Source organism: Treponema sp. R80B11-R83G3 (assembly GCF_054786115.1).
The window spans coordinates 1-21712 of record NZ_BDHF01000025.1; the positions used below are offsets into that span (position 1 = coordinate 1).

A 21712-nucleotide genomic window follows, 5' to 3' on the forward strand; every position below is an offset into this window, starting at 1 on the left:
AATAAATACTACTTCCTCGCATAGGGTCAATGATTTTTAAAAATACTTTAATGTTTTTCTTTTCAAAATCTGGTCCTATATCATCAATAAAACCTGAATATTCTTTTAAGAAATCATCAATTGAAGTGCCAAATAATAATTCATCATAACCACTTGGTATCTTTTTTTCTTGTGAATATACACTAACTAAAAACAAAGGCATAATCAAAAATAACCCAATAATTGCTTTCTTCATTTTTTTCCTCCAAAATTATTCTATTAAGCTTTTTTATATTTGTCAAGTAATATTTCAATGCAATTTCGCATAACGTCGCATACCCCAATTTCGCAAATCCCCCACCCTCCCCCAAAAACCGCTCTCATAAAAAACCGCATCTATCAAGCTAACACGAGATAAGTTTCGTGTTAAGGCACAAATTTGTGGTATTACGCAAGTTAGTTATTAATACCCTAATTTACGGTATCGTGTCAAGAGGACTTTTGATGTTTAAAATACTGCGCTTGGCAACGTGGGCGTAGCGTTCTGTGGTACGAAGATTAGCGTGGCCGAGGAGGGCTTGAATGTATCGAATGTCAGTGCCACTTTCTAACAGATGCGTAGCGAAAGTGTGGCGCAGGCCATGAATTGAGATTTCTTTGGAGATGGCGGCACGGTGGAGTGCTTTATCAAAAATGCATTGGGCGGAACGAATTGATAAATGTTTTGAGGCGGGTTGGCCGGGGAAAACCCATTTATCAATATTAAAAAATTTATAGTATTCAACAATATATTGGGCGGCTTTTTCGGAAAGAAGAGTGCTGCGGTCTTTTCTGCCTTTGCCGAGACGAATGTAAATTACTTTGCGGGATAAATCAATGTGTTCTTTTTTAAGGGCTACTACTTCACTGACGCGAAGACCGGACGAATAGACAAGCATCAATAATAGGCGGTGTTTGGGATTTTTTTCCAGAGAAAAGATTTTGCTGATTTCCTCTTTTGACAAAATCATGGGAAGACGGCCATCGTGACGGGGACGGTGTTTCTCTTCTATGCTGTCGTTTTTTAAAATATATTTAAATAAAAATTTAATCGCGCTGATAGCAAGATTCATCGCGGAGGCGGAATATTTTTTGTCTTTTTCCATAAGAGCGAGGAATTCTGTAACGTCATCGGAGCGGATTTCTTCTGGGGTTTTTTGGAGGGTGCGGCATATTAGGCGGTTGTAGTAAATGTAGGCACGGCGTGTTTGAGCGCTGTACTTTCTTGAGCGAAGCTCGGCTTCAAGTTTTTCTCTTAATTGAACGGAAAGCTTTTCGGGCAAAGACGGGGAAACAGGAAATGAAAAGGGAGAGGCAGGGAGAGCGTCAGCTTTCTTTAGCGGAGGATATTCAGTCTGCTTCTTTTTTATGGCGGGAGAATAATCCGCATATTCATCATTGTTAGGTGCATATCTTAAAGGTGTAATTTTAGGAGAATATTTCACATATTCATCGCTGTTAGATGAATGTTCATAAGATGGAATTTCCGAGAATTGTTCATGAGAGTACTCTAAAGGATGTTCAAGAAAACCGGAAATTTGCGGTTGATTGTCGGAATTTTCCTGTATCTGCACAATCGGAATCGTGGAGTGGCCTTTAGGAAGGAACTTTTTAAAAACATGGCTAAAAAATTCCGTGTCAAAATCACCAAGAAAGACAAACGAATGGCAGGCGGTATCCCAATTACCGCCGGCGGAAAGTAAACCGTTAAATAAGGCTTGATTGTAAAAATTACAAGGAATCCGTATATTGCCGGATTCACGGAAGAGATAGAGAACGTCCATTGTAAACCTCTTAAAAAATTTTTATAAGTCTTAACTAAAAGCGGATATGTCAAAAAAATAAATAGCTGGGCTGTCCTAAAAAAAAAATTACTGCGGAGTACACGGGGATTTGGTACGAAAATTTAATTTTCCGCCGTGTAACTCAGTGGTTAATTCTTAGTTCTTGGACACCACTATTATTATACATTAAATTGGCGGGAAAGACAAGAAAAATCACCAAACAAAAGACTCCAAAGGCTCCGTTAAAATCTCAGTCTTCCCGTTAAAAATCGCTATCGTGTGCTCCCAATGCGCTGAAACTTTCGAGTCTGCAGTAACAACCGTCCACTCATCGTCAAGCACTTCTACGTCGCTTGTTCCCATGTTGATCATCGGTTCAATCGCTATAACCATGCCATTGCTAATCTTTGGGTTCGCTCCGTGGGGAGTGTTCGGCACCGCAGGGTCTTCGTGAAGGGAAAGACCTACTCCATGACCGCAGTACTCTCTAACTATTCCGTATCCAAAAGGTTTCACGTAACTTTCTACGGCGCGGGAAATTTGCAAGAGTCTGTCATTTGCTTTTGCCGCCGTTATGCCGCGATAAAGGGCTTCGTTTGTCGTCTTGTTAATTTTTTTTACGGCATCGCTTGCCTTTCCCGCTTCTATGCTGACAGCCTGATCGCTGATAAAGCCGCCAAGGTCAATACCGCAGTCAAGAGAAACCAAATCGCCTTCGCGTATGCGCCTTTTTGACGGAATGCCGTGGATAACCTCGTCGTTAATTGAAATGCAAATTGCGGCGGGGTAGGGTTTTTTCTTTATGGTGTAACCTAAAAAGACAGGCCTGCCTCCGGCTTTTTTTATCCAGTTCTGTACCCATTGATCAATTTCAATTGTTTGAATGCCGGGTTTTACAAGAGGGATCAATTCGCGGTACATGGCGGAAAGAAGTTTGCAGGATTTTCTTATGCCGTCAATCTGTTTTTCATTTTTTAAGCGGATCAAAAGGTGAACCTCCTTTTAATTAGTTTCAGCCGATTAGAAATTATCTTATAAGAATACATTTTATTCAAGAGCATTTTACTTAGAATTACTTTATTCAAAATCATTTTATTAAAACTCATTATATTTATGATTATTATATTAGTAATCATTCCATTTAAAAATATTTTATTAGTAACCATTCATTGTTCCGCCTTAATTTCGTTTTGCGCTTGTTCGATATATTCATTAAATGTGTTTTCCTCATCATCGGAAAATCCTACGCCTATTAGCGACTTCATGCAAGTTATCCATGTTTCCTTGTCTACCTGCTGTTTCAGTCTTTTATTAACGATGGCTTTAACATAATTTTTTATATCTTCGGTAAAATGATTAAAGTAAGGGCGGCGGTGTTCTTCGGCAAGAATGGCGGCAAGCAGTTTAAAGGCTTCAAAACTAAAGTGTCTCCTGTCCAATTCTTCGGCAAGTATGTACTGGCAGTCCATCCAATCTTCCCTTTCCATGTGTTTTTCCAGTTGAAAATCAAGTCCGCCGTATTTTCTCCAAATCTCGATTGCTTTGTCTTCCTGAAGGTGTAAAAGCTCATAAAAAATTAATTTGGCTTTATATACGGGTTTTTCCTGCTCATTCAGCCATGTTCGGTAATCAAACCCGGTTTTTTTGGCATAAAAGGAATATGCCCTGTCGTAATTAAAACGCCTGTTTAAATCAGATAACGCTTCATAAGCGGCGATTAATTTACGCATCGCGCCGGAATGGGACGCGCCCGCAATATCAGGATGAAGCTTTTTTGCCTTCTTACGGAAGGCTTTTTTAATTTCTGCCGCGCTCGCTCCCGGCTTTACGCCGAGCAGCTTGTAATAATCATCCAATTTTGTTATGCGCCAATTCTTTTGCCCATCGCTTCGGCGTGGGGAGCGTTAAGCAAAATATCGCTCCAATTAACCCTCATTCCCTCTTTTTCCATCGCCTTCATTAAATTGATAAGGGCGCGGTTGCTGAAAAGCCCCGTCTTTTTAACAAACGCCGCGCTTTTTTTCCCTAAAAGAGAACTGCCCGCAGAAAGCGTCTTTGAAATAACATCCGGCAGCTTGCCGGAAAAAAACGAAATCGGCTCAGTAGTCACCGCAATATATTCATATCCGGGAAGCCTCATGCCGTCGTCTTTCCACGCGTTAATTATATCCACGCGATGCCCCATAGACTCCATCCCCTTCGCAAGGGAAGCCACATAATCCGGCGTTTCTTTCTTTGTCCCCGCCGCGCTGACAATCGCTATTCTCATAAATTACCTGCCTTATTGTATGTATATTATCATAAAATAGGAATAAAATAAATAATATAAAAAGCGTTCTTTCGCATTTCGCCGCTATGTTTGCAATCTTGCTACAGGCTTTTTCCCCTCTCCCCTACACGATGTATGCCCAATGAATTTATTTAGTACAGTGCTATCCGGCTATGCCGGATAGCTTAGGCAGACTGCGGGCGGCAAAAACTCTGGAGGAACCCGCCTACCAGACTGTGTCAATTCTTTTTATATGCAACTGATTTTAGCTCATGAAAGCAGGGTACAAGTTCCAAGAATACGCTATTGCCGGAAATAACAGAGCATAGCAGAACCCCTATGCCATGTTTTCTATTAGTTTTCCACATCCGAGTATGTTTATTACCTGTTTTAAGTTATAAGCAAGAAAAGCGAATGAAAATTCTCCAGCACGTTCCTGAACCCTTTCGGCAGACAATATCCGCTGTCAATACTTCGCTTAATCGCACCAAATGGATGCTCTACAATGGATTTCCTTTGCTTGATTATTTCTTTATTATGCTCATTTATCCTTGAAAATTTAACAATCAAGTAGTAAAATAACCCCAATAAGGTGAAAATTTGTGCATTTTATACAAAATATATGATTTGTATTGATAAAACGCACAATATTTAAAGGAGGAAACAATGAAAACACTGTTCGGAAAATTGTTAATGTCGTTTGGCATCATTATCCTTTTAATGATCGTTTCGGTACTGGCAAGTTTTTATCTGGTCTATTCAAAAAGCTATGAAGAACAGATAATTTATGAAAATTCAGAACAGACGCTATATGTGGCCCGCTCCCTGCAATCATTCATCAATACCGCTTACAAAGAAATCGAAGACCTTGCTTTTGAAAGCGACATTATTTCAATGAATACGGAACATCAAACGCCGGTACTCGCATCCGCCATAAAGAGAAATGATTATTTTGAACTCCTATATGCCCAAGGCATGGACGGAATGCAAACCGGACGCTCATCGGGCAATTTGGGCAACCGGAAAGAACGCTGGTGGTTCGTCCAAATGGAGCAAATTAAAAAACCCTTTGTCTCGGAATCTTATTATTCAGTGGGAACCAATATGCCCTGCACATCGGTCTTTTATCCCATAATGAATGAACAGCAAATGATAGGCATAATGGCTGGCGATATAAAACTTTCCTCCCTTCACGATCTGGTTGTCGAAACCGCCACTGAAGGTTCTTATTCATTTATTCTGGACGGCAAGGGCGTAGTCGTAGCCCACCCTGACAACACCTATCAGGAGGAATTATACAATTACGCGAAACTCACCAAAACCGTAACCTCAAAAGACGCGTCGGGAAAACCTTTGCAAAACGCGCAGGGTAATGTTATTACCGAAGAACAACCTTTGGATATTTCGAAAGAATACAAAGCCGCCATAGCCGACATGATGAGCGGAAATACCAATCACGCAAAATTCAAAGAGAACGGTAAAGCAATTTACCTTGACTACCGTCCGGCTCCTATGAACGGCGCTTCCGATCCTTGGTACGTGCTTACAGTCAGGGACAAGGACATTGCCATGCGGGCAAGAAATACGGTAATTATGGCGATTTTGGGAAGCTCCTTAGTCATTATTTTAATTGCGCTGGTAGTTGTTTTCTTCATTGCCAGAACTATCAGTTCGCCGATAAAAGAGATCCATACATTTTTGGAAAAGGTAAAAGATGGAGACCTAACTGAAAAAGTAGCCGTAAAAACCCGCGATGAAATAGGAAATTTGGCGGATTACCTCAACCTTACAATAGAAAACATAAGAAACCTTGTAGGGACGATAAAACACAAAATTGACGCGCTGACCAACACCGGTCATGAGCTATCCTCAAACATGGAAAAAACTTCCAATTCGGTAGATCAGATTTCGACAAATTTTGACGGCATGAAGAGCAAAATGGGCAAGCAGGAAGAAAGCGCCGCCGAAGCGGATAAAGCTGTAAAAAATATTAAATCCAACATTGATTACCTGAACAAGATGATAGAAGAACAGTCTGAGGGCATCAATACTTCGTCTTCCGCGATTGAAGAAATGACAGCTAACATTAATTCTGTTACTAAAACCTTGATAGAAAACAGTAAGAACGTCGATAATTTGACTGAAGCTTCCGAGAATGGAAAAAATGGGCTTCATACGGTGGCGGAGAAGATACAGGAAATCGCCAAAGACTCCGAAGGGCTTTTGGAAATTAACGCGGTAATGAACAATATCGCCAGCCAGACAAATCTGCTTTCGATGAACGCGGCAATTGAGGCGGCTCACGCCGGAGAAGCGGGGAAAGGCTTTGCGGTCGTCGCCGATGAAATTCGCAAACTTGCCGAATCGTCAAGCACTCAATCAAAAACAACCGCGTCGATGTTAAAAAAGATAAAAGCGTCCATAGACAGCATTACAGTTTCTTCAAACGAAGTTATTTCCCGCTTTGAGGTTATTGACTCGGGCGTAAAAATAGTTTCACATCACGAGCTTAACATTAGAAACGCAATGGAAGAACAGGAAGTAGGCGGAAAGCAAATTCTGGAATCCATAGGCCGCCTTAAAGAGATAAGCGTATCGGTAAAAAAAGGCGCGCAGGAAATGCTGGAATCGGGCGATAACCTGAACCGGCAGACATCTGCTTTTATTCAAATTAGCAATGAGTCGATGAACGGCATGAACGACATAGTGAACGGCGCAATGAAGGAGATAAAAAGCGCCGTAACCGTAGTAGATGAAATGAGCGCAGAAAACAACAAGAATTTCGAGGACCTTAAAATGGAATCGGCAAAATTTAAAGTAGAGACAGGCAACGAAAAGAAAAAGATCATCGTAGTTGACGATGAGGAAACTGTTCTTACCATGACAAAAGGCTTGTTGGAAAAAGATTATGACGTTACCACTGTCAGTTCCGGCAAGGCTGCTTTGAACTTGTTCTTCCAAGGGTATGTACCACATTTGGTGTTATTGGACTTGATGATGCCCGAAATGGGCGGCTGGGATGTCTTTATCAGGATACGTGACCTCAGCAAATTACATAAAACACCAATAGCGATATACACGACATCGGACGACCCAAAAGATAAAGCTAAAGCGCAGGAACTGGGAGCGGTTGATTATATACATAAACCTGTTAAAAAAGCCGAGTTGCTGGCTACGGTAGCAAAACTGGTGAAGTAATTTTTATTGAAATTATTTCACTTTTCTGCAACGATTACACCCCAGCACATGAACATGGTCCTTGGTGAACGGGCGTTTAAACATACGCGCAACAAGAAAGTCCTCGACAGTTAGTTCAGTTTTACATACCGGACACCGCCGAGGCACATTGTTATTAAGACAACTAAAACAGCCCTTAATATACATAAGTCGGTCTATACTGTTTTCAGTGCTCGGAGGAAAAACGACAGTTTTTATCAAATCTCCTTTTAACATAAGCATTGAACAAACAGGACAGACCTTAGGATCGCCAGGGTTGCCTTTAAATTTTTTCTTTTTACTCCAGGGAAGACTTGGATAAAACGGAGACGGCGGGCCAAAAAACAAATAAAAACCGAACCAGAGGAGAAGAATGCCGCAGATTATCATTAGTAAAATATGTATGAATTGTGTCATTATAGCTCAGATTGTATCAGGAAATCAAGTTTAGGGCAGCTACCTTGTTGTAAAAATTTTAATGTTGGTATAATTTAAATAAGGGAAGTAACATGATAAGTACAAGAAAAGAAAAATTTGATTGGGAAATAATCTCAATCGTGTGTCAAAAAGATGTAAAAAATTCCATGGAGGTGAGGGGAATTGCCCTACATTCGGCAACATCCTGTTGCCTCATTCCGGGCCGACTTTTTTGCTAAACCGGCCTCCATGCCGGTTTACCTGAAGGAACCTCTCGGTTCCTTCAGGCCGCAAAAAAGTTTCAATTCCCCTCACCTCTGACAACTTATTTTAAGTTTTAAAAAGTTATTTTGTTGTGAATAAATTACTTTCTTTGTAAATTATTCCTGGAGGTGAGGGGAATTGAACCCCTGACCTCTTGAATGCCATTCAAACGCTCTAGCCAACTGAGCTACACCCCCGGAAGTTCCTTTACTGTATATGATTAATGCAGATGTGTCAAGTGGCCTTTTTCGGTTAAATTTGATCCGCAAGATTTCTCACAAAGAACACAAAGGGACAAAGATCACAAAGAGGAATTAGAGGTTTTTGTCCGTTATCTTATCGTGAAGCCCATGCATAGCCCTCGGACAAAAACCCCCTCTTTCCTACTTTGTGATCTTATAACCTTCGTGATCTTTGTGTGAGGTCTTATCAATAAAAACTTCCCGAATCTCCGCTACTAAATAAAAAGACCCCGTCCCAAGCACCGGCAGAATTTTTCCGTCTTTGCGAGAATTCCTTGCGAATAAAACCGCCTGCCTAACCGCTTCCTGCGTATCTTTAACTAGCGTTGTCTTCTCCCGCCCCGCTATCTCCGCAAAAGTTTCGTAAACTTTGTCAGGATCGCTTGCTTTAAAAGTTCCTGGGGTGGTGATAAATATTTTCGCAAAGTGCGGACACGCTATGTGTGCCATTACCGTGGAATTTTTGTCTGCGGCGCAACCAAAGAGAAGAACGCCGCCTTCGCCGTAGAGCAGACAAAAAGTTTCTACGCACAAGGCAAGGCTTTCGGGGGTGTGGGCACCATCAATTATGAAAGGCGGCGCGTCGGCTTCCGTAATTTTTTCAAAACGCGCTGGGATTTTTAACTTTTTAAGACCGCCGCAGATAGCGTCCTCCCCAATCTGCGGGAAGGCGATTTTAAGCGCGGCAATGGCAAGAGACGCATTTTCCGCCTGCACTTTTCCGGGTATTGGTATGGAGAGTGATAATGGCGATGTAGGCGCAATATTTTTATCAGTGTTAAAGGACAGAGTAAAATCAGTGCCTTGAGTAGTTATTTTTATATCAGAAAGTTTAGCGATTTGCGGGAAATAAATTAACGGGCTGTTTTTATCCCGCGAGCTTTCTTTAAATACATTTAACGCTTGCTCACATTGTTTTGCCAAAACTAAAGGTTTGCCTTTTTTTATAATTCCCGCTTTTTCCGTAGCAACCGCTTCTATTGTACTGCCTAAAAAATTTGTGTGTTCTAACTCAATTAACGTTATCACGCTGACCAACGGATCAAGCACGTTGGTTGAATCAAGCCGCCCGCCCATTCCTGTTTCAACAACCATAACATCACATTTGGCTTTTTTAGCGCAGAGGAAAAAAAGGAGCGTTAAGAGTTCCCAAAAAGTAGGTTCGCATCCGTCAGTGGTTGTGGGGGAAAAGAGCGATGCTGCTTTTGACTGCGTTTTTACAATGGCGGGAAGCCGCTCTTCTACAATGTTTTTCAGTTCGTCGCCCGCAGAACAGTATATGTCATCGCTAAAATATAAATCGCCAAGACAGATGCGTTCCCTGATGTCGGTTACATGGGGCGACATATAGCGAGCCACGCGGAAACCGGCTGCTGTCAACATGGCGGATAACATGCTCGTTACCGAACCTTTGCCCTTAGATCCCGCGATGTGAATGGAAGGAGCGCAACGCTCAGGATGATCCGCCAATTCCGCTAAAACTTCCATCCTCTCTATTCTAAAACTTTTTGGCTTTTGTCCCCTCTCAAGGTTAATAAATCCTGATAACCAATTAAAAACATCTTCAGCCGACTTAAAAGAATTCAATTTATTACAAGTCGTATGTTCTGCCGTACTTTACTATCTCGACATTCGGGAAACCGTTCTCCTCAAGATATTTCTTCAGGAACGCCTGCGCTTTTTTTTCGCCATGAACCAAAAATATCCTTTTAAGGCGGGAAGTGTCCACCGCTTTAAGCCACTCAAGTATTTCAAAATAATCGGCATGGGCGCTGAAAGCGTTTATCTCCTCTACCTGCGCGTTTAGCTTGTACCAATCACCGAGGATTTTTACTTCTTTTTCACGGTTGCGTATGCGCCGCCCCAGAGTGTTTTCTGCCATGTAACCGACCGTCAAAATAGTTGTGTTTGGGTCTTGTATGTTTTGTATAAGATGATGCTGGATGCGTCCGGCTTCGCACATTCCGTCTGCGGAAATTATGATGAATGGCCCTTTATAATCATTTAACGATTTTGATTCCTGAACGCTAATGGTAAAATGCAGACTGTTAAAACCAAATGGATTTTTATGGTGTTTGATGAAAGCCTCTTTTATCTCCTCTCCGTAACATTCGGGATGAACTTGAAAAATTGTCGTTGCGTTAGTTGCCATCGGCGAATCGACAAAAATCGGCACTTCGGGAATAGTGCCGTCGTCCACAAGAAGGTGGAAATAATAAACAAGCTCCTGAGTGCGTTCAATTGCAAATGAAGGAATGAGTATTTTTCCCTTATTCTCGATAGTGCGTTTTGCCATAATCGCGAGTTTTTCTATCGCTTCATCGGTTGAATCGTGTCTTCGGTCGCCATAAGTGCTTTCAAGAATAATGTAGTCGGGAGCCGTTTCGGGAATTGCGGGGTCGCGTATGATCGGCTTGCCCTTGCGGCCTAAATCGCCTGTGGCAAGAATGTTCAGCTCTTCGCCGCCTTTTTTAATTTTTATGTCAGCGAGTGCGGAGCCAAGAATGTGCCCCGCATCGTAGAATTCCAAGGTGACTCCGTCTCCGATAAACATGGGTCTGTTATACGAAACTCCAACCATCTGACTGACTGCCCCTATCGCGTCATGTTCCGTAAAAAGCGGGGTCCATGTAAATTTTTCCCCCTTTTTTTTGGCCTCTTTTTGCAGAAATTTTGCGTCATGCGCCTGAATGTTGGCGGAGTCCATCATGATCAAACTTGCTATGTCTCTTGTCGCTGGAGTAGCGAAGATATTCCCCTTGTAGCCCTGTTTTGTCAAAAGCGGTAAAAGACCGCAATGATCAAGATGGCCGTGAGTCAGAATAACGCTGTCGATTTTATCGGCCGAAATGCCAAAGTTTCTGTTTTTACGATCCGCTTCCGCTCTGGAACCCTGAAAAGCTCCGCAATCGATCAAATAACTTTGCCCGTCAATCTCAAGCACATGCTTGGAACCTGTTACCTCTTCGGCTGCGCCGAGGGATTGAAATACTGCTTTCATAAGGGAATTGTATCATAAAAAACCGATTATGTCATCAATATTTTTAATAATTTTACACTATTAATTTTTTGAGTAATAATTTATAATGTAAATATAGTATGAAAAAGGTATTTGTTGTTCTTTTCCTATTAATAAATATAACATTTTCTTTTGCGCAGGAAAGCGAACCTGACGCCTCTGAAACTGTTCCCGTTGAAACTGTTCCTATTGAAACCGTTTCCGCTGAAGATGTTTCCACAGAAACTGTTTCTACCGAGGCTGTTTCCGCAGAAAAAAAAGCAGAAGAAAAAGTTACAGAAAAAGAAGTTGTAACGCCGAAGTCGCAGGTTTTGCCTGATACTGCGCAAAAACCTAAAAAAGAACTGCATTTTATATACAGGCTGGGAATAGCGCTCGCGATAGTTGCCGCGCAGATTTTATTTATTTGGTTAATCTGGTTTTTGTTTAAGCGTCTGGATAAAAAGATTGAAGAGGCTGAAAGCGAAAAAATAAAAGCTTTATATATCAATAAATTCAGAGTTCTTACGGCAAGGCACGTTGTTCAGGCAATACAAGGTTTTTTCAAATTGATAAAATACCTAATCACCGCAATTCTGCTTTTTCTTACAATACCGATTATTTTCAGTTTGTTCTCCGCTACAAAAAATATTGCGATGAAATTATTCGGTTATATATTAAGTCCAATAAAAAAAATCCTTATAGGCGCGGTTGAATACATCCCAAATCTTTTTACAATTATAATAATAGTTATAATTACCCGTTATGTGCTAAAAGCACTTAAATATTTCGCGTTTCAGATAGAAAAAGGCAAACTGAAGCTTCCCGGATTTTTTCCGGATTGGGCCGCGCCTACATTAAGAATTGCACAGGTTCTTCTGTGGGCGTTTACCATTGCGGTTATTTATCCTTACTTGCCGGGTTCCGATTCAAAGGCTTTTCAGGGAGTTTCGGTTTTTATAGGTATTATTTTTTCAATTGGATCAACAAGCGCCATTGGAAATCTTGTCGCGGGGCTTGTAATTACATATATGCGTCCCTTTAAATTAGGCGACCGTGTTCAAATTAAAGAGATAACAGGTTTTGTCGTGGAAAAAAATCTTATGGTAGTGCGGTTAAAAACGCATAAAAATGAGTATGTTACGTTTCCCAATGTGATTATTTTAGGATCAAATATTATTAATTACAATACGTCGTCCGATGAAGATGAAGAAGGGTTAATTCTTTACTCGGAGGTTACATTTGGCTACGCGACTCCCTGGCAGACGATACATGACATATTAATAAAAGCCGCGCTTAATACGGAGTATATTCAGAAAAATCCAAAGCCTTTTGTGCTTCAAACTAAATTAGATGATTTTTACGCAAGTTATCAAATAAACTGTTACACGAAAGAAGTAAGCAAGATTCCGGGTATTTACGCGGCTCTTTACGCGAATATCCAAACCGGTTTTCAGGAAGCCGGACTTGATATGACTGCGGCGCATTATAGGGTTATTACTACAAAGAATAATTAAAGGTTTAATTATCCTTTACGCTCCGGTTATGGTTATAGTTATACTTATACTTGTATTTCGAGTATTTTTATGTTATAATAGATGTATGAATAAATGCTTAAAAACTCTGCTTTTTTCGTTATTTTTGCTGATATTCGCCGCCTGTCAGAGCCATAAAATACAAAAACCGCAGGAACCCGAGGGCGGGGAATTTGCGGAAATGCGCCCCGGAAACCGCAATCTTGACGAACTTACAGCCGCGTTTTCAAGTCAGGAAATGGAGCTTGATTTTCGTAAATCAATATTTACGGGAGAAGCGCAGGTTTTTACGGCAATATACGAAGGGCTTTTTTCCTACCACCCGCTTTCTTTGGAACCGGTTCCGGCGTTAGCTGAAAGATGGTCGCTTTCCGAAGACAAGATGCAGTGGACTTTTACATTGCGCCGTAACGCGCGTTTTTCCAACGGCGATCCCATAAGGGCGGAAGATTTCCGTGCCGCGTGGATTTCTGTTCTTGATCCCGGTTTTGAATACCCTTATTCAAGTTTTTTCGACGTTATTGAAGGCGCAAGGGATTACCGTAACGGTATTTTAAAAGATTCGAGTAAAGTAGGCATAGAGGCTGTTGATCAAAGAACCCTTGTCGTAAAACTCAGTTCTCCCGCGTCTTTTTTTCCGGCAATGTTATGCCATCATTCATTCAGCCCGATTCATCCTTCCATGTTAAATAAAGCTGATTGGTCTCCTTATAAGGCCGGAAAAAACTGGACTCCACCCGTTTCCAACGGGCCGTTTCAAATCATTTCTATGAATACTGAAAGCATTGTTATGCAAAAATCAGAACAGTATTGGGATTCTAAGCGCGTAGCGCTGAATAAACTTATTATTAAGTTTACGGAAAACGCTAATCAGGCAACGCATCTTTGGAATTCGGGAGAGGCGCGCTGGATTGCCGGTGATGTTGACATAGATTCGCTGACGGATCGTTCCGGGATTCAGGTGAACGTGATGTTTGCCACGCATTATTTTTATATCCGTAGCGCCGAAAAACCTTGGGACGATTACAAAGTACGCAGGGCAATGACCCTTGTGCTTCCATGGGAAGAAATACGCGGTAATTATATTCTTCCGGCTGAAACGTTGATTTTTCCGGTTGCAGGGTATCCTGAAGTTAAAGGAATATCAGAAACCAATTACGAAGAAGCTTTAAGTTTAATGGAAGAAGCCGGATATAAAAACGGCGAGGGAACGCCCGTTCTTGTTATTCGCATAACGCCATCACGTGATGCTGAGCGAGTCGGTTCTTTAATGGCTAACGCATGGAAAGAAAAATTGGGTTTGAACGTGCGGGTAGAGGTAATTCCTTATAACAGGTATTTTCAATCCATGAAGGAAAGCGGGTACACGGTCGGCTCAATAACATGGATTGGGGATTTTGCCGATCCTTACGCTTTCTTGCAGATGTTCAGGCGTGATTCAAATTTAAATGACGCGCGTTTGGATGACGCTGATTATGAAGCGTTAATTGAACAATCCATGCTGGAAGAGGGGAAAACGCGTTTGAAAACTTTATCTAATGCGGAAAAACTTTTATTGGACAGGGGTGTAGTACTGCCTATATGTTTCAATCCCGCTATAAATATTATTGATACCGGCGAGTTGGACGGATGGTATCCTAACGCGATGGACATTCACCCGTTTAAATATATGGCTTTTAAGGCTTTCCGCCCCCTGCCTGGCGTCGCTCTTATAAAATGATAAAAACCGGTCTTGGATACGACATTCACCGCTTAAAAAAAGGGCGGCGCTTTCTTCTTGGCGGCGTTGAAATTCCTTTTTCAAAAGGGGAAGATGGCCACTCAGACGGAGACGTGCTTGCCCATGCGGTATGCGACGCACTTCTTGGCGCCGCCGCTCTTGGCGACATTGGCGAATTATTTCCGCCTTCCGATCTAACGTATAAAGACGCCGATTCCATGAAACTTTTACATTATGTTTTTAAGCGCGTAAAAAAATCAGGCTGGAAACTAGTCAACCTTGATTGCGTAATAATCTGCGAAAAACCAAAAGTGCTTCCCTTCCGTGACGTTATCCGAAACTCGCTTTCTAAAACTCTGGAAGCCCCCCTTGATTGCGTCTTTGTTAAAGGAAAAACAGCGGAAGGCTTGGGTTCCGTAGGTAAAGGCAAGGCAGTCGAAGTCTTGGCCCAATGCCTGCTTGAGAAAATTTAATGAGCGGCTCGAAACCAAAATGGGAAGAAATTTTTTCCACCCTTGAAAAATGGCGCGAAGAAATTATTACCGTAAAAGGAGCGGAAGATCCTTCCGTAACAACCGTAGCGGAGCAGTATCGCCGCGATCCGTGGGCTGTGCTTGTTTCTACCATTTTGAGTTTGCGTACTAAAGACGAAGTAACCCTTGCCGCGTCAAAGCGGCTTCTTGAAAAAGCCGGCAATCCCAATGCGTTAAGCGCGATAAAAGAAGAAAAACTCGCAAAATTGATCTATCCTGTCGGATTTTACCGTAATAAAGCGTCTTCGCTGAAGAAAATTGCTTCTATTTTGATTGCGCAATATGGCGGCGAAGTGCCTTCGTCAATGGAAGCGTTGCTTGCTCTTCCCGGGGTAGGCAGAAAAACAGCCAATCTTGTGCTTACGGAGGCTTTTGATCTTGACGGCTTGTGCGTGGATATTCATGTTCACCGTATTTCCAACCGATGCGGCTGGTTAAAAAGCAAGAATCCTGAAGAAACAGAAATGACATTAAGAGAAATTTTACCGCGCCGGTATTGGAAGCGTATTAATTATTTACTTGTTCTTTACGGACAGAAACTATGCCGCCCTGTAAGTCCATTTTGCTCACAATGCGTAATAAAAAAACATTGTTCGCGTAACGATGTGGGTAAGTCAAGATAAAATGAAACAACAGGAATGAAAAACTAAAGATTTCTCATTCCTTGTTGTTCATTTTTTACCGGCTTTTGAAATACCCTTAAGCGCTTTTATTAATGTTTTGTTATTAGCCGCTTTTTTAAGATCGTAATCCATCTGCGCTAACAGCCAAAATTCCGGCTTTGTGCCGAAATATTTCGCAAGCCTTACGGCGATGGATGTTGTTATTCTGCTCTTGTCAAGGCTGATAAGCCTTAATGCAGTCTGACTGCATTTAATATCTTTTGAAACTCTGTTGCAATTTAATTTGTGCTTATCAATAAGATCCAAGAGCAATGTTCCCGGTGATTGTTTAGTTTTTGCCATCATAACTCCTCTAGTTTAAATATAATATAAATATAAAATATAGTCGAGTACTTTTTAATAATTTTTAATAATTTTTTCTTTTTTCCAAACTGCCTTTTTATTAGTTTTTCCCATAAAAAGTATATGTTCATTTATTCCCGCTGATTCAAGCGTGTTTAACGCAATATCATAATTTCCAATAATATCATTCGCACAGTGAGCGTCTGCAGTAATTATTACAGGGACATTATATTTTTTGATAATTTTAAGAAAAGCAAGTGAAGGATAAGTTTCTTGTATTTTATTCCGATTTATTCCGCCTGTGTTTATTTCAAAAACTAATCCGGCTTCAGCCGCCAGACGCGCAATTTCATTTTGTCTTTTAGCTTCTTCTTCATACTGCCATAAATTTTTTCCAAAAGTATTTTTTTTAATCAAATCGGCGTGTCCGATTATATCAAAGCCCCCGCCGCGAATCATTTCAACGACCGCGTCATAATAAGCATTCATTAATTTTTGAGCGTCGCCGTAAAATCCTTCGTTAAGCCCTTTTTCAAATTCTTCCTGTGAGCCGTCAACTGTAAACGACCGTGTTCCGTTTTCAGGAAAAAGATAATGTACGCTGCCTATTATATAATCAAGATTTAATTTGATTATATCGCTGTCCAGAGGAGAACGCTTTCCCCTGATATAATCCACTTCTAAACCCAGAAAGACATTTAACTTTCCGCGCCAGTTTTCCTTTGCCACAATAACTTGTGAGGCGTATTCTTCGACAAGAGTACTTTTCATGTTCCAGTCGGTATAAAATCCAAGCTGTTTGTCAACTGGAGCGTGAGAACTGAATCCGATTGCGAAAAGAGATTTTTCATAAGCGGCGCGGCACATTGTTTCTATGTCGTCTTTTCCGTCACAAAAATTAGTATGCGTGTGCATACTGGAAAACAGCGGTTGTGCTGTCATTTTGCCTCCAAAAGTATTTTATAAAGCGCTTATCATCGCGCCGCTTTTTTCATCATATTGTCCTGTTACCGCAAGTTTTACAATACTGCCCGAAACCGCGTTATCAATATGGTCTCTTTCTCCGGTAACCAAAACAAGCCCGCGCTCACAGCAGGCATAGCGTCCAAAACGGTTATATGGCAGTGGGAAAGCATCGGAAATAATTCGCGCTTCTCCTGTTTTTGCCGCAAGTAAGCCTGTCAATAAATAGCTGAAAACCAGCCTATCTTTGGGAAGTTTTGCGGCGGCTGATAGTTTGCGAAGCTCCTTCGGCGCGTCCGCAGTTTCATAAGCAAAGTGGCACCATCGTTTTTTTGTGTCGATCCAATTCCGTCCTTTGATCATTTTTGTCGCGCCGCCTGATAGGGGGCAGGCGCCGATGTGCGTACATGGCGAAGAAGGGGGATGCCCCAATTCCATAAGCGCGTCCCTCAGAAAAGAAATAAATTTTCCCGATTGGGGGACTCCCGGCTCCACAGTCAAAATAGGGGCGTTTTTTGCCGCTTCATTACACAATGTTTTTGCAGCGTTTTTTGCCGTTTGCCGCAACCCTTCCGTATCATTGTGAGACAAGTTTTCATAAATTTCATTAAACATATTTATAGCGCAAACAAGGGAGGCGGGCTTTCTTTTTTTTGCGCCTTTTACCTGCCTTATATCCACATCTTCCTTAATCAGATTTATTTTCCATGAGACATTTTTACAGCCTGAATCTTCACACAAAGCGAGAAAAAACTTTTTTCCGGCGTCAAGAGCGGGACCGCTTCGGTCTATGCAGTTGAACTCAAGCGGCAGGTTATGAAGATCGGGACGCGAGATCCAAAGTGCCGATGTTAAGGTTAACGGGCCGCAGCCTAAATCTGTGATTATGCCGCCTGCCTGCAAATTTATTTTTAAGGTTGGCAATAAGAGGCAGAGACGGTAGAGATTCCACGGTAGGAAATAATGCAGATAAGCGGAGAGAAAATTAGGACGCGTCAGATAGGAGAGTGATCTGCTCCCTCGGTTGTTTGTAAGGAGACGTGAAAGTTCCGCTATATCAGACGGCAGTTTGCCTTTGAAACGTCCCGGGATGGGGAATGTTTTTTCTATTAAAGAGGGAATTGTCTCAAGCATTTTTACGTTATCTGATAACTGTTGATACCGGGACTATTTCGTACCCTGAACGGATCAACGCGTCAAGAAGCGCCTCTATCCGCTGAAACAGATATTCGTCTCTGCCGCCGGGAAGCAGTCCAAGCCGTATGGGAATAATTGCGCCGGGTTCCCTTTTTTGAATAATTTGTTCAATCATTTCCGCAGGCGGGATTTGCCGCAGATTTAGCCTTAGCGCGTCCTCCCTTGACATCCAGTCTCCGGGATCGATGTTTCTGTTAACGGTAATGTATCCTGCGGCAACGGCGGCTGAATCTACGGTATTTGAGGTGCGATAGAACGGGGGATGCCAAAGGGTAGAGAGTTCTTTTCCTGTGGCTTTGTTGAATTCATCTTCATTACGCGCAAGCCCGCGAACAATAAATTCATTGGTAATGCGGTAGCGCGTATCCGACAGATCAATCGGAGTGTAAAAAAGCGAGGCTGTTTCATGTCCGGCTTTGACGATAGCAGTCGCCGCCTGGGGGCTTCTGCGTATAAATTCGCCGTTTAAAAAGAATGTTGCTCTTATTTTTAACCGGCTTAACGCTGCTAACACCTGTGATAACCCCGTATCATCATCATAAAGATCAAAACAAACGGCGATGGGCATAGTGCGCCCAAGCGTGTACGATTTATTTACCGTATAACTTGATAAAAGAGATGAAGTGCCTGTAGCCTGCATATTGCGTATCATAGGAATATTAACATAATGTCCTGAAGCCTGAGGCTCAAGAAAAACGCGGTAATGATCCGAATACAAAATTGGCGGCCTTATTTGCGTATTTGCAGCGAGTGTCCATGCGTTTCTTCCGTCGCTTGAGAACCAATCATTTCCTATTTTTATGGCAATTTGCGATAAGTTTCCCGAACCTTGTACAAAACCAAATTCATCCGCCGATGAAAGACAAATTCTTCTGCGCGGGAAGGAAGAGCTTGAAATATTTATTTCTTCTATAAACCTTGAATTTCCGGCAAGTAATTGCCTGTCATTGATCCACGCGCAGGAAAAAACAGAGCTGTTATTCAATCTTTGAATCATCCGCCAATTTACGTAATCCCAGAGTTCAAGCCCGTTTTCGCCCCAGAATACCGCTTTTGTTCCGTCCGGCGACAAAGCGCAATTTGACGCTAACGGAAAACTTCTGTTTGGGAGTAAATTAATCACGCTTCCTTTAACTTCAAAACGTAAAACAAATGTTTCGCCTTGTACGTTATAAATTACTGTAAGATTGCCTGAAGTTATGCCTCCCGAACGCGCCGGACTGCCCACTTTGCGCTCCTGTGCGACAGCTGGCCAGAGAACATTAAAGTTGTCAGTTCCGTTGGGGGTAAGCGCATGAGGAAGAATTGCCGCTTGTGAGGCGGCGGTCTGCGAACCAGCGGCGCTTAGTTGATTTTCACCCAACAAAAAGAAAAATAGGCCTTTGCCGCCCTTATTTATTAAAATTGAACCTGAATCCGGCGATATCCAATAACGGTCAAAACCTGAATTAAATTCCAGAGGAAGAACGGCGGCAACAGCGCCAATGGAAAGAAAATCTCCGTAAATTGTACGCGTAAACAGTTCCGGGTTTGTTACGCGATATAATGTGTTTCCTGTCATGTAATAGAAAAAGCCCTGTTGATCCCATAACACCGATTCAATTCCGCCTGATCCAATCATTCTAAAGCGCTCGTCTACCAGTACTGACAAATCACTTAAAATAGGAAAGTAATACAGCCTGCCGCCCTTTGAGTAAACAAATAACCGCGAGTCGGGACTCCATTTTACGGGGAATCCCGCGTTAGGCAATTCTATCTTTTCGCTGACAACTTTCTTTGCGCCGCTTGATAGGTCAACCATAATTAAATCCCCGTAGCCGGGACTTACAGGCTCTATGATTATTATCCAGCGTCCGTCTGCGGAAGCGGCTAAATCCTGAAGCCTGCCTTTTAGCGGCGTATTGCCCGAGACAAAAGACGGATATACGGGGAGCGGAGTTGGAAGCCCTCCCGATACGGGAATACTTGCAGCTCCCAATCTGTTCAACGCGATAATTGTTCTTCCGTTATTAACCAGATACAGTTTTTCAGGATGCATTGTAAGCTGCTGCATGGACAGATCGCCTAGCTTTGCAATAAATACGGCATATTGTCCCTCAAAGTCCGCCCTGAATAAAAGCTTGTCATCATTTGAGACAGTCAGCCTGCTGAAATTAACTGCGGAAAGTTGAAAAAAAGGCATTAGTGAAACGATAAAGAAAAAAAAGATTTTGTATGCTCTGTAAGCGCGTTTTATCATTCTATCTATTTCTCTTCGCGACTGCCTACGGCAGTCGCACTACTGCCTATGGCAGTCGCACTACGGCAGTCGCACGGTTGCCGTGTTTTGGAAAAAAGAAAATCATCCAGTTCATGTTCCAATTCACAGAGTTGAGCTTTCATTTCCCGGATGCGCCGGATTGAGTATTTAATCTGTTGATCTAACAGTCCTTTACACGCTTTGTCTACCACATCGCTAAAAACGTATAAACCGGCTTCCGGAATTTTTTGCTGCCCGGGCGAATATTCACCACCGGTTACAGCCGCAGATTTTTCACCAAGTATCATACGTTAATTGTAGTATATTTTAGCGGAAAATTTCCACACCTTCTTTTGAAGGAATTTCAACGGCTTGAGCGGTCTCGAAAGCGCGGATAAACGTAAAAATTGCCAAAAACGCCAAAAGTATCAATATTAATTTTTTCATTGTACCTCACATTTTCTTGGAACCTCTAAAAACCTAACCGAGGTTTTTAGAGGTTCCCTTAATTTAACAAATCCAAAGGATTGACCAATTTATTGTTCTTGTCATATATTCCAAAATGCAGATGGGGTCCGGTACTATGGCCTGTATTGCCCGATTCCGCTATTTTTCGACCCCTTGTCACCTTGTCCCCCTTATTTACGGAAAAAGCGTTTAAATGGGCATACATAGTCTTGTAGCCGTTGCTGTGGCTTATTATGATGTGTTTTCCGTAAAGCCAATTTTCGCCTGTAAAGGAAACAACACCATCCAGGGAAGCCAGAACAGGCGTGCCTGTATTTGCCCTTAAATCAATGCCGGAATGGAAACTTAATGAGCCGTTTATCGGGTCTTTACGCATTCCATAATAGCTTGTGATATTTTTCCTGATGTCTTTTCTGTTAATCGGGTACATAAATGTCTCGCCTAAACTCATTCTAAGATCGATGTCATTCATCCTCGCGCCGGGGATAAAAAGAGTGTCTCCCGCTCTAATCTTATCGCTTTTTATGTCATTTACATCCAAAATTACTTCCAAAGGCACTTTAAAAGATGCTGAAATCTTTTTAAGATTGTCTCCTTTTTGGATTTGGTACGGAATACCGTCGATATTTGGGATTTTTAAGACTGTCCCTTCCGGGAGTTTTCTGGCATTGGTAATATTATTTGACGCTATAATTGCGTCCATAGAAACATTGAATTTTTTGGCTATTGTTGAAACGGAATCGCCTTTTTTTACCTTGTACTTCTGCCATTCAAAAGTGACAAGAGAACCGTGCGGATTATCAACCTGTGTATTTGTTTTTGCGTTTTCACCGGAAACCTCATCGCTTGCCAGCTGGCTCAACTTGTCAATAATGTCGGTAATT

The 21712-nt window shown here is 41.9% G+C and carries 18 protein-coding genes and 1 tRNA gene; 5 read left to right on the plus strand and 14 right to left on the minus strand.

All coding sequences use genetic code 11. The features are described 5' to 3' along the window. The 5 genes from ACYVRH_RS05415 to ACYVRH_RS05435 form a co-directional block, all read right to left on the minus strand. Positions 1–235, minus strand: a 235-nt coding sequence (locus ACYVRH_RS05415; protein ID WP_461255912.1) for a hypothetical protein, incomplete at its 3' end; no start/stop codon positions are given. A 220-nt stretch (positions 236–455) separates the two neighbouring features. Then, positions 456–1802, minus strand: a complete 1347-nt coding sequence (locus tag ACYVRH_RS05420) for a tyrosine-type recombinase/integrase (RefSeq protein ID WP_461255913.1) — start codon at positions 1800–1802, stop codon at positions 456–458. A 213-nt stretch (positions 1803–2015) separates the two neighbouring features. Continuing rightward, positions 2016–2789 carry a type I methionyl aminopeptidase gene (gene map, locus ACYVRH_RS05425; protein WP_461255914.1) on the minus strand — a complete coding sequence of 258 codons (774 nt, stop codon included), beginning with the start codon at positions 2787–2789 and terminating at the stop codon, positions 2016–2018. Positions 2790–2968: 179 nt separating this feature from the next. Further along, positions 2969–3658, minus strand: coding sequence for a J domain-containing protein (locus tag ACYVRH_RS05430; RefSeq protein ID WP_461255915.1), 690 nt, complete (start codon positions 3656–3658; stop codon positions 2969–2971). 5 nt (positions 3659–3663) lie between these two features. Then, a complete protein-coding gene (locus tag ACYVRH_RS05435) occupies positions 3664–4071 on the minus strand; it encodes a hypothetical protein (RefSeq protein ID WP_461255916.1) in 408 nt (135 codons plus the stop codon). A 666-nt stretch (positions 4072–4737) separates the two neighbouring features. Here ACYVRH_RS05435 and ACYVRH_RS05440 point away from each other — a divergent pair. Next, entirely contained in the window at positions 4738–7269 is a 2532-nt protein-coding gene (locus tag ACYVRH_RS05440; RefSeq protein WP_461255917.1) for a methyl-accepting chemotaxis protein, read from the plus strand. A gap of 822 nt (positions 7270–8091) precedes the next feature. On the opposite strand, the gene ACYVRH_RS05445 is transcribed toward ACYVRH_RS05440, so the two are convergent. The 3 genes from ACYVRH_RS05445 to ACYVRH_RS05455 all read right to left on the minus strand — a co-directional run bounded on the left by ACYVRH_RS05445 (position 8092) and on the right by ACYVRH_RS05455 (position 11211). Further along, a tRNA-Ala gene (locus ACYVRH_RS05445) sits at positions 8092–8165 on the minus strand. A 186-nt stretch (positions 8166–8351) separates the two neighbouring features. Next, positions 8352–9797 (minus strand): bifunctional folylpolyglutamate synthase/dihydrofolate synthase, encoded by a 1446-nt coding sequence (locus tag ACYVRH_RS05450; RefSeq protein WP_461255918.1) that lies wholly within the window; start codon positions 9795–9797, stop codon positions 8352–8354. Between the two features lie 4 nt (positions 9798–9801). After that, positions 9802–11211 (minus strand): MBL fold metallo-hydrolase RNA specificity domain-containing protein, encoded by a 1410-nt coding sequence (locus ACYVRH_RS05455; RefSeq protein ID WP_461255919.1) that lies wholly within the window; start codon positions 11209–11211, stop codon positions 9802–9804. Between the two features lie 98 nt (positions 11212–11309). Here ACYVRH_RS05455 and ACYVRH_RS05460 point away from each other — a divergent pair, with 98 nt between their 5' ends. The 4 genes from ACYVRH_RS05460 to ACYVRH_RS05475 all read left to right on the plus strand — a co-directional run bounded on the left by ACYVRH_RS05460 (position 11310) and on the right by ACYVRH_RS05475 (position 15619). Beyond that, positions 11310–12725, plus strand: coding sequence for a mechanosensitive ion channel family protein (locus ACYVRH_RS05460; protein WP_461255920.1), 1416 nt, complete (start codon positions 11310–11312; stop codon positions 12723–12725). An 85-nt stretch (positions 12726–12810) separates the two neighbouring features. Next, entirely contained in the window at positions 12811–14463 is a 1653-nt protein-coding gene (locus tag ACYVRH_RS05465) for a peptide ABC transporter substrate-binding protein (RefSeq protein ID WP_461255921.1), read from the plus strand. Then, on the plus strand, positions 14460–14936 hold the full coding sequence (gene ispF, locus ACYVRH_RS05470) for a 2-C-methyl-D-erythritol 2,4-cyclodiphosphate synthase (protein ID WP_461255922.1): 477 nt from the start codon (positions 14460–14462) through the stop codon (positions 14934–14936). The genes ACYVRH_RS05465 and ispF overlap by 4 nt, the downstream gene beginning before the upstream one ends. After that, a complete protein-coding gene (locus ACYVRH_RS05475; protein WP_461255923.1) occupies positions 14936–15619 on the plus strand; it encodes an endonuclease III domain-containing protein in 684 nt (227 codons plus the stop codon). The genes ispF and ACYVRH_RS05475 overlap by 1 nt, the downstream gene beginning before the upstream one ends. Before the next feature lie 48 nt (positions 15620–15667). Here the strand turns inward: ACYVRH_RS05475 and ACYVRH_RS05480 are convergent, their stop codons facing one another. From ACYVRH_RS05480 to ACYVRH_RS05505, 6 genes are all read right to left on the minus strand, one after another. Further along, complete coding sequence (locus ACYVRH_RS05480; protein ID WP_461255924.1) at positions 15668–15964, minus strand: HigA family addiction module antitoxin; 297 nt, start codon at positions 15962–15964, stop codon at positions 15668–15670. 51 nt (positions 15965–16015) lie between these two features. After that, positions 16016–16903, minus strand: a complete 888-nt coding sequence (locus ACYVRH_RS05485; RefSeq protein WP_461255925.1) for a histidinol-phosphatase — start codon at positions 16901–16903, stop codon at positions 16016–16018. Between the two features lie 18 nt (positions 16904–16921). Then, entirely contained in the window at positions 16922–18058 is a 1137-nt protein-coding gene (locus ACYVRH_RS05490) for a small ribosomal subunit Rsm22 family protein (RefSeq protein ID WP_461255926.1), read from the minus strand. A 7-nt stretch (positions 18059–18065) separates the two neighbouring features. Next, positions 18066–20360 carry a polysaccharide deacetylase family protein gene (locus ACYVRH_RS05495; protein WP_461255927.1) on the minus strand — a complete coding sequence of 765 codons (2295 nt, stop codon included), beginning with the start codon at positions 20358–20360 and terminating at the stop codon, positions 18066–18068. A gap of 5 nt (positions 20361–20365) precedes the next feature. Then, on the minus strand, positions 20366–20668 hold the full coding sequence (locus tag ACYVRH_RS05500; RefSeq protein ID WP_461255928.1) for a hypothetical protein: 303 nt from the start codon (positions 20666–20668) through the stop codon (positions 20366–20368). Between the two features lie 197 nt (positions 20669–20865). After that, a partial coding sequence (locus ACYVRH_RS05505; RefSeq protein WP_461255929.1) for a peptidoglycan DD-metalloendopeptidase family protein occupies positions 20866–21712 on the minus strand: 847 nt, incomplete at its 5' end.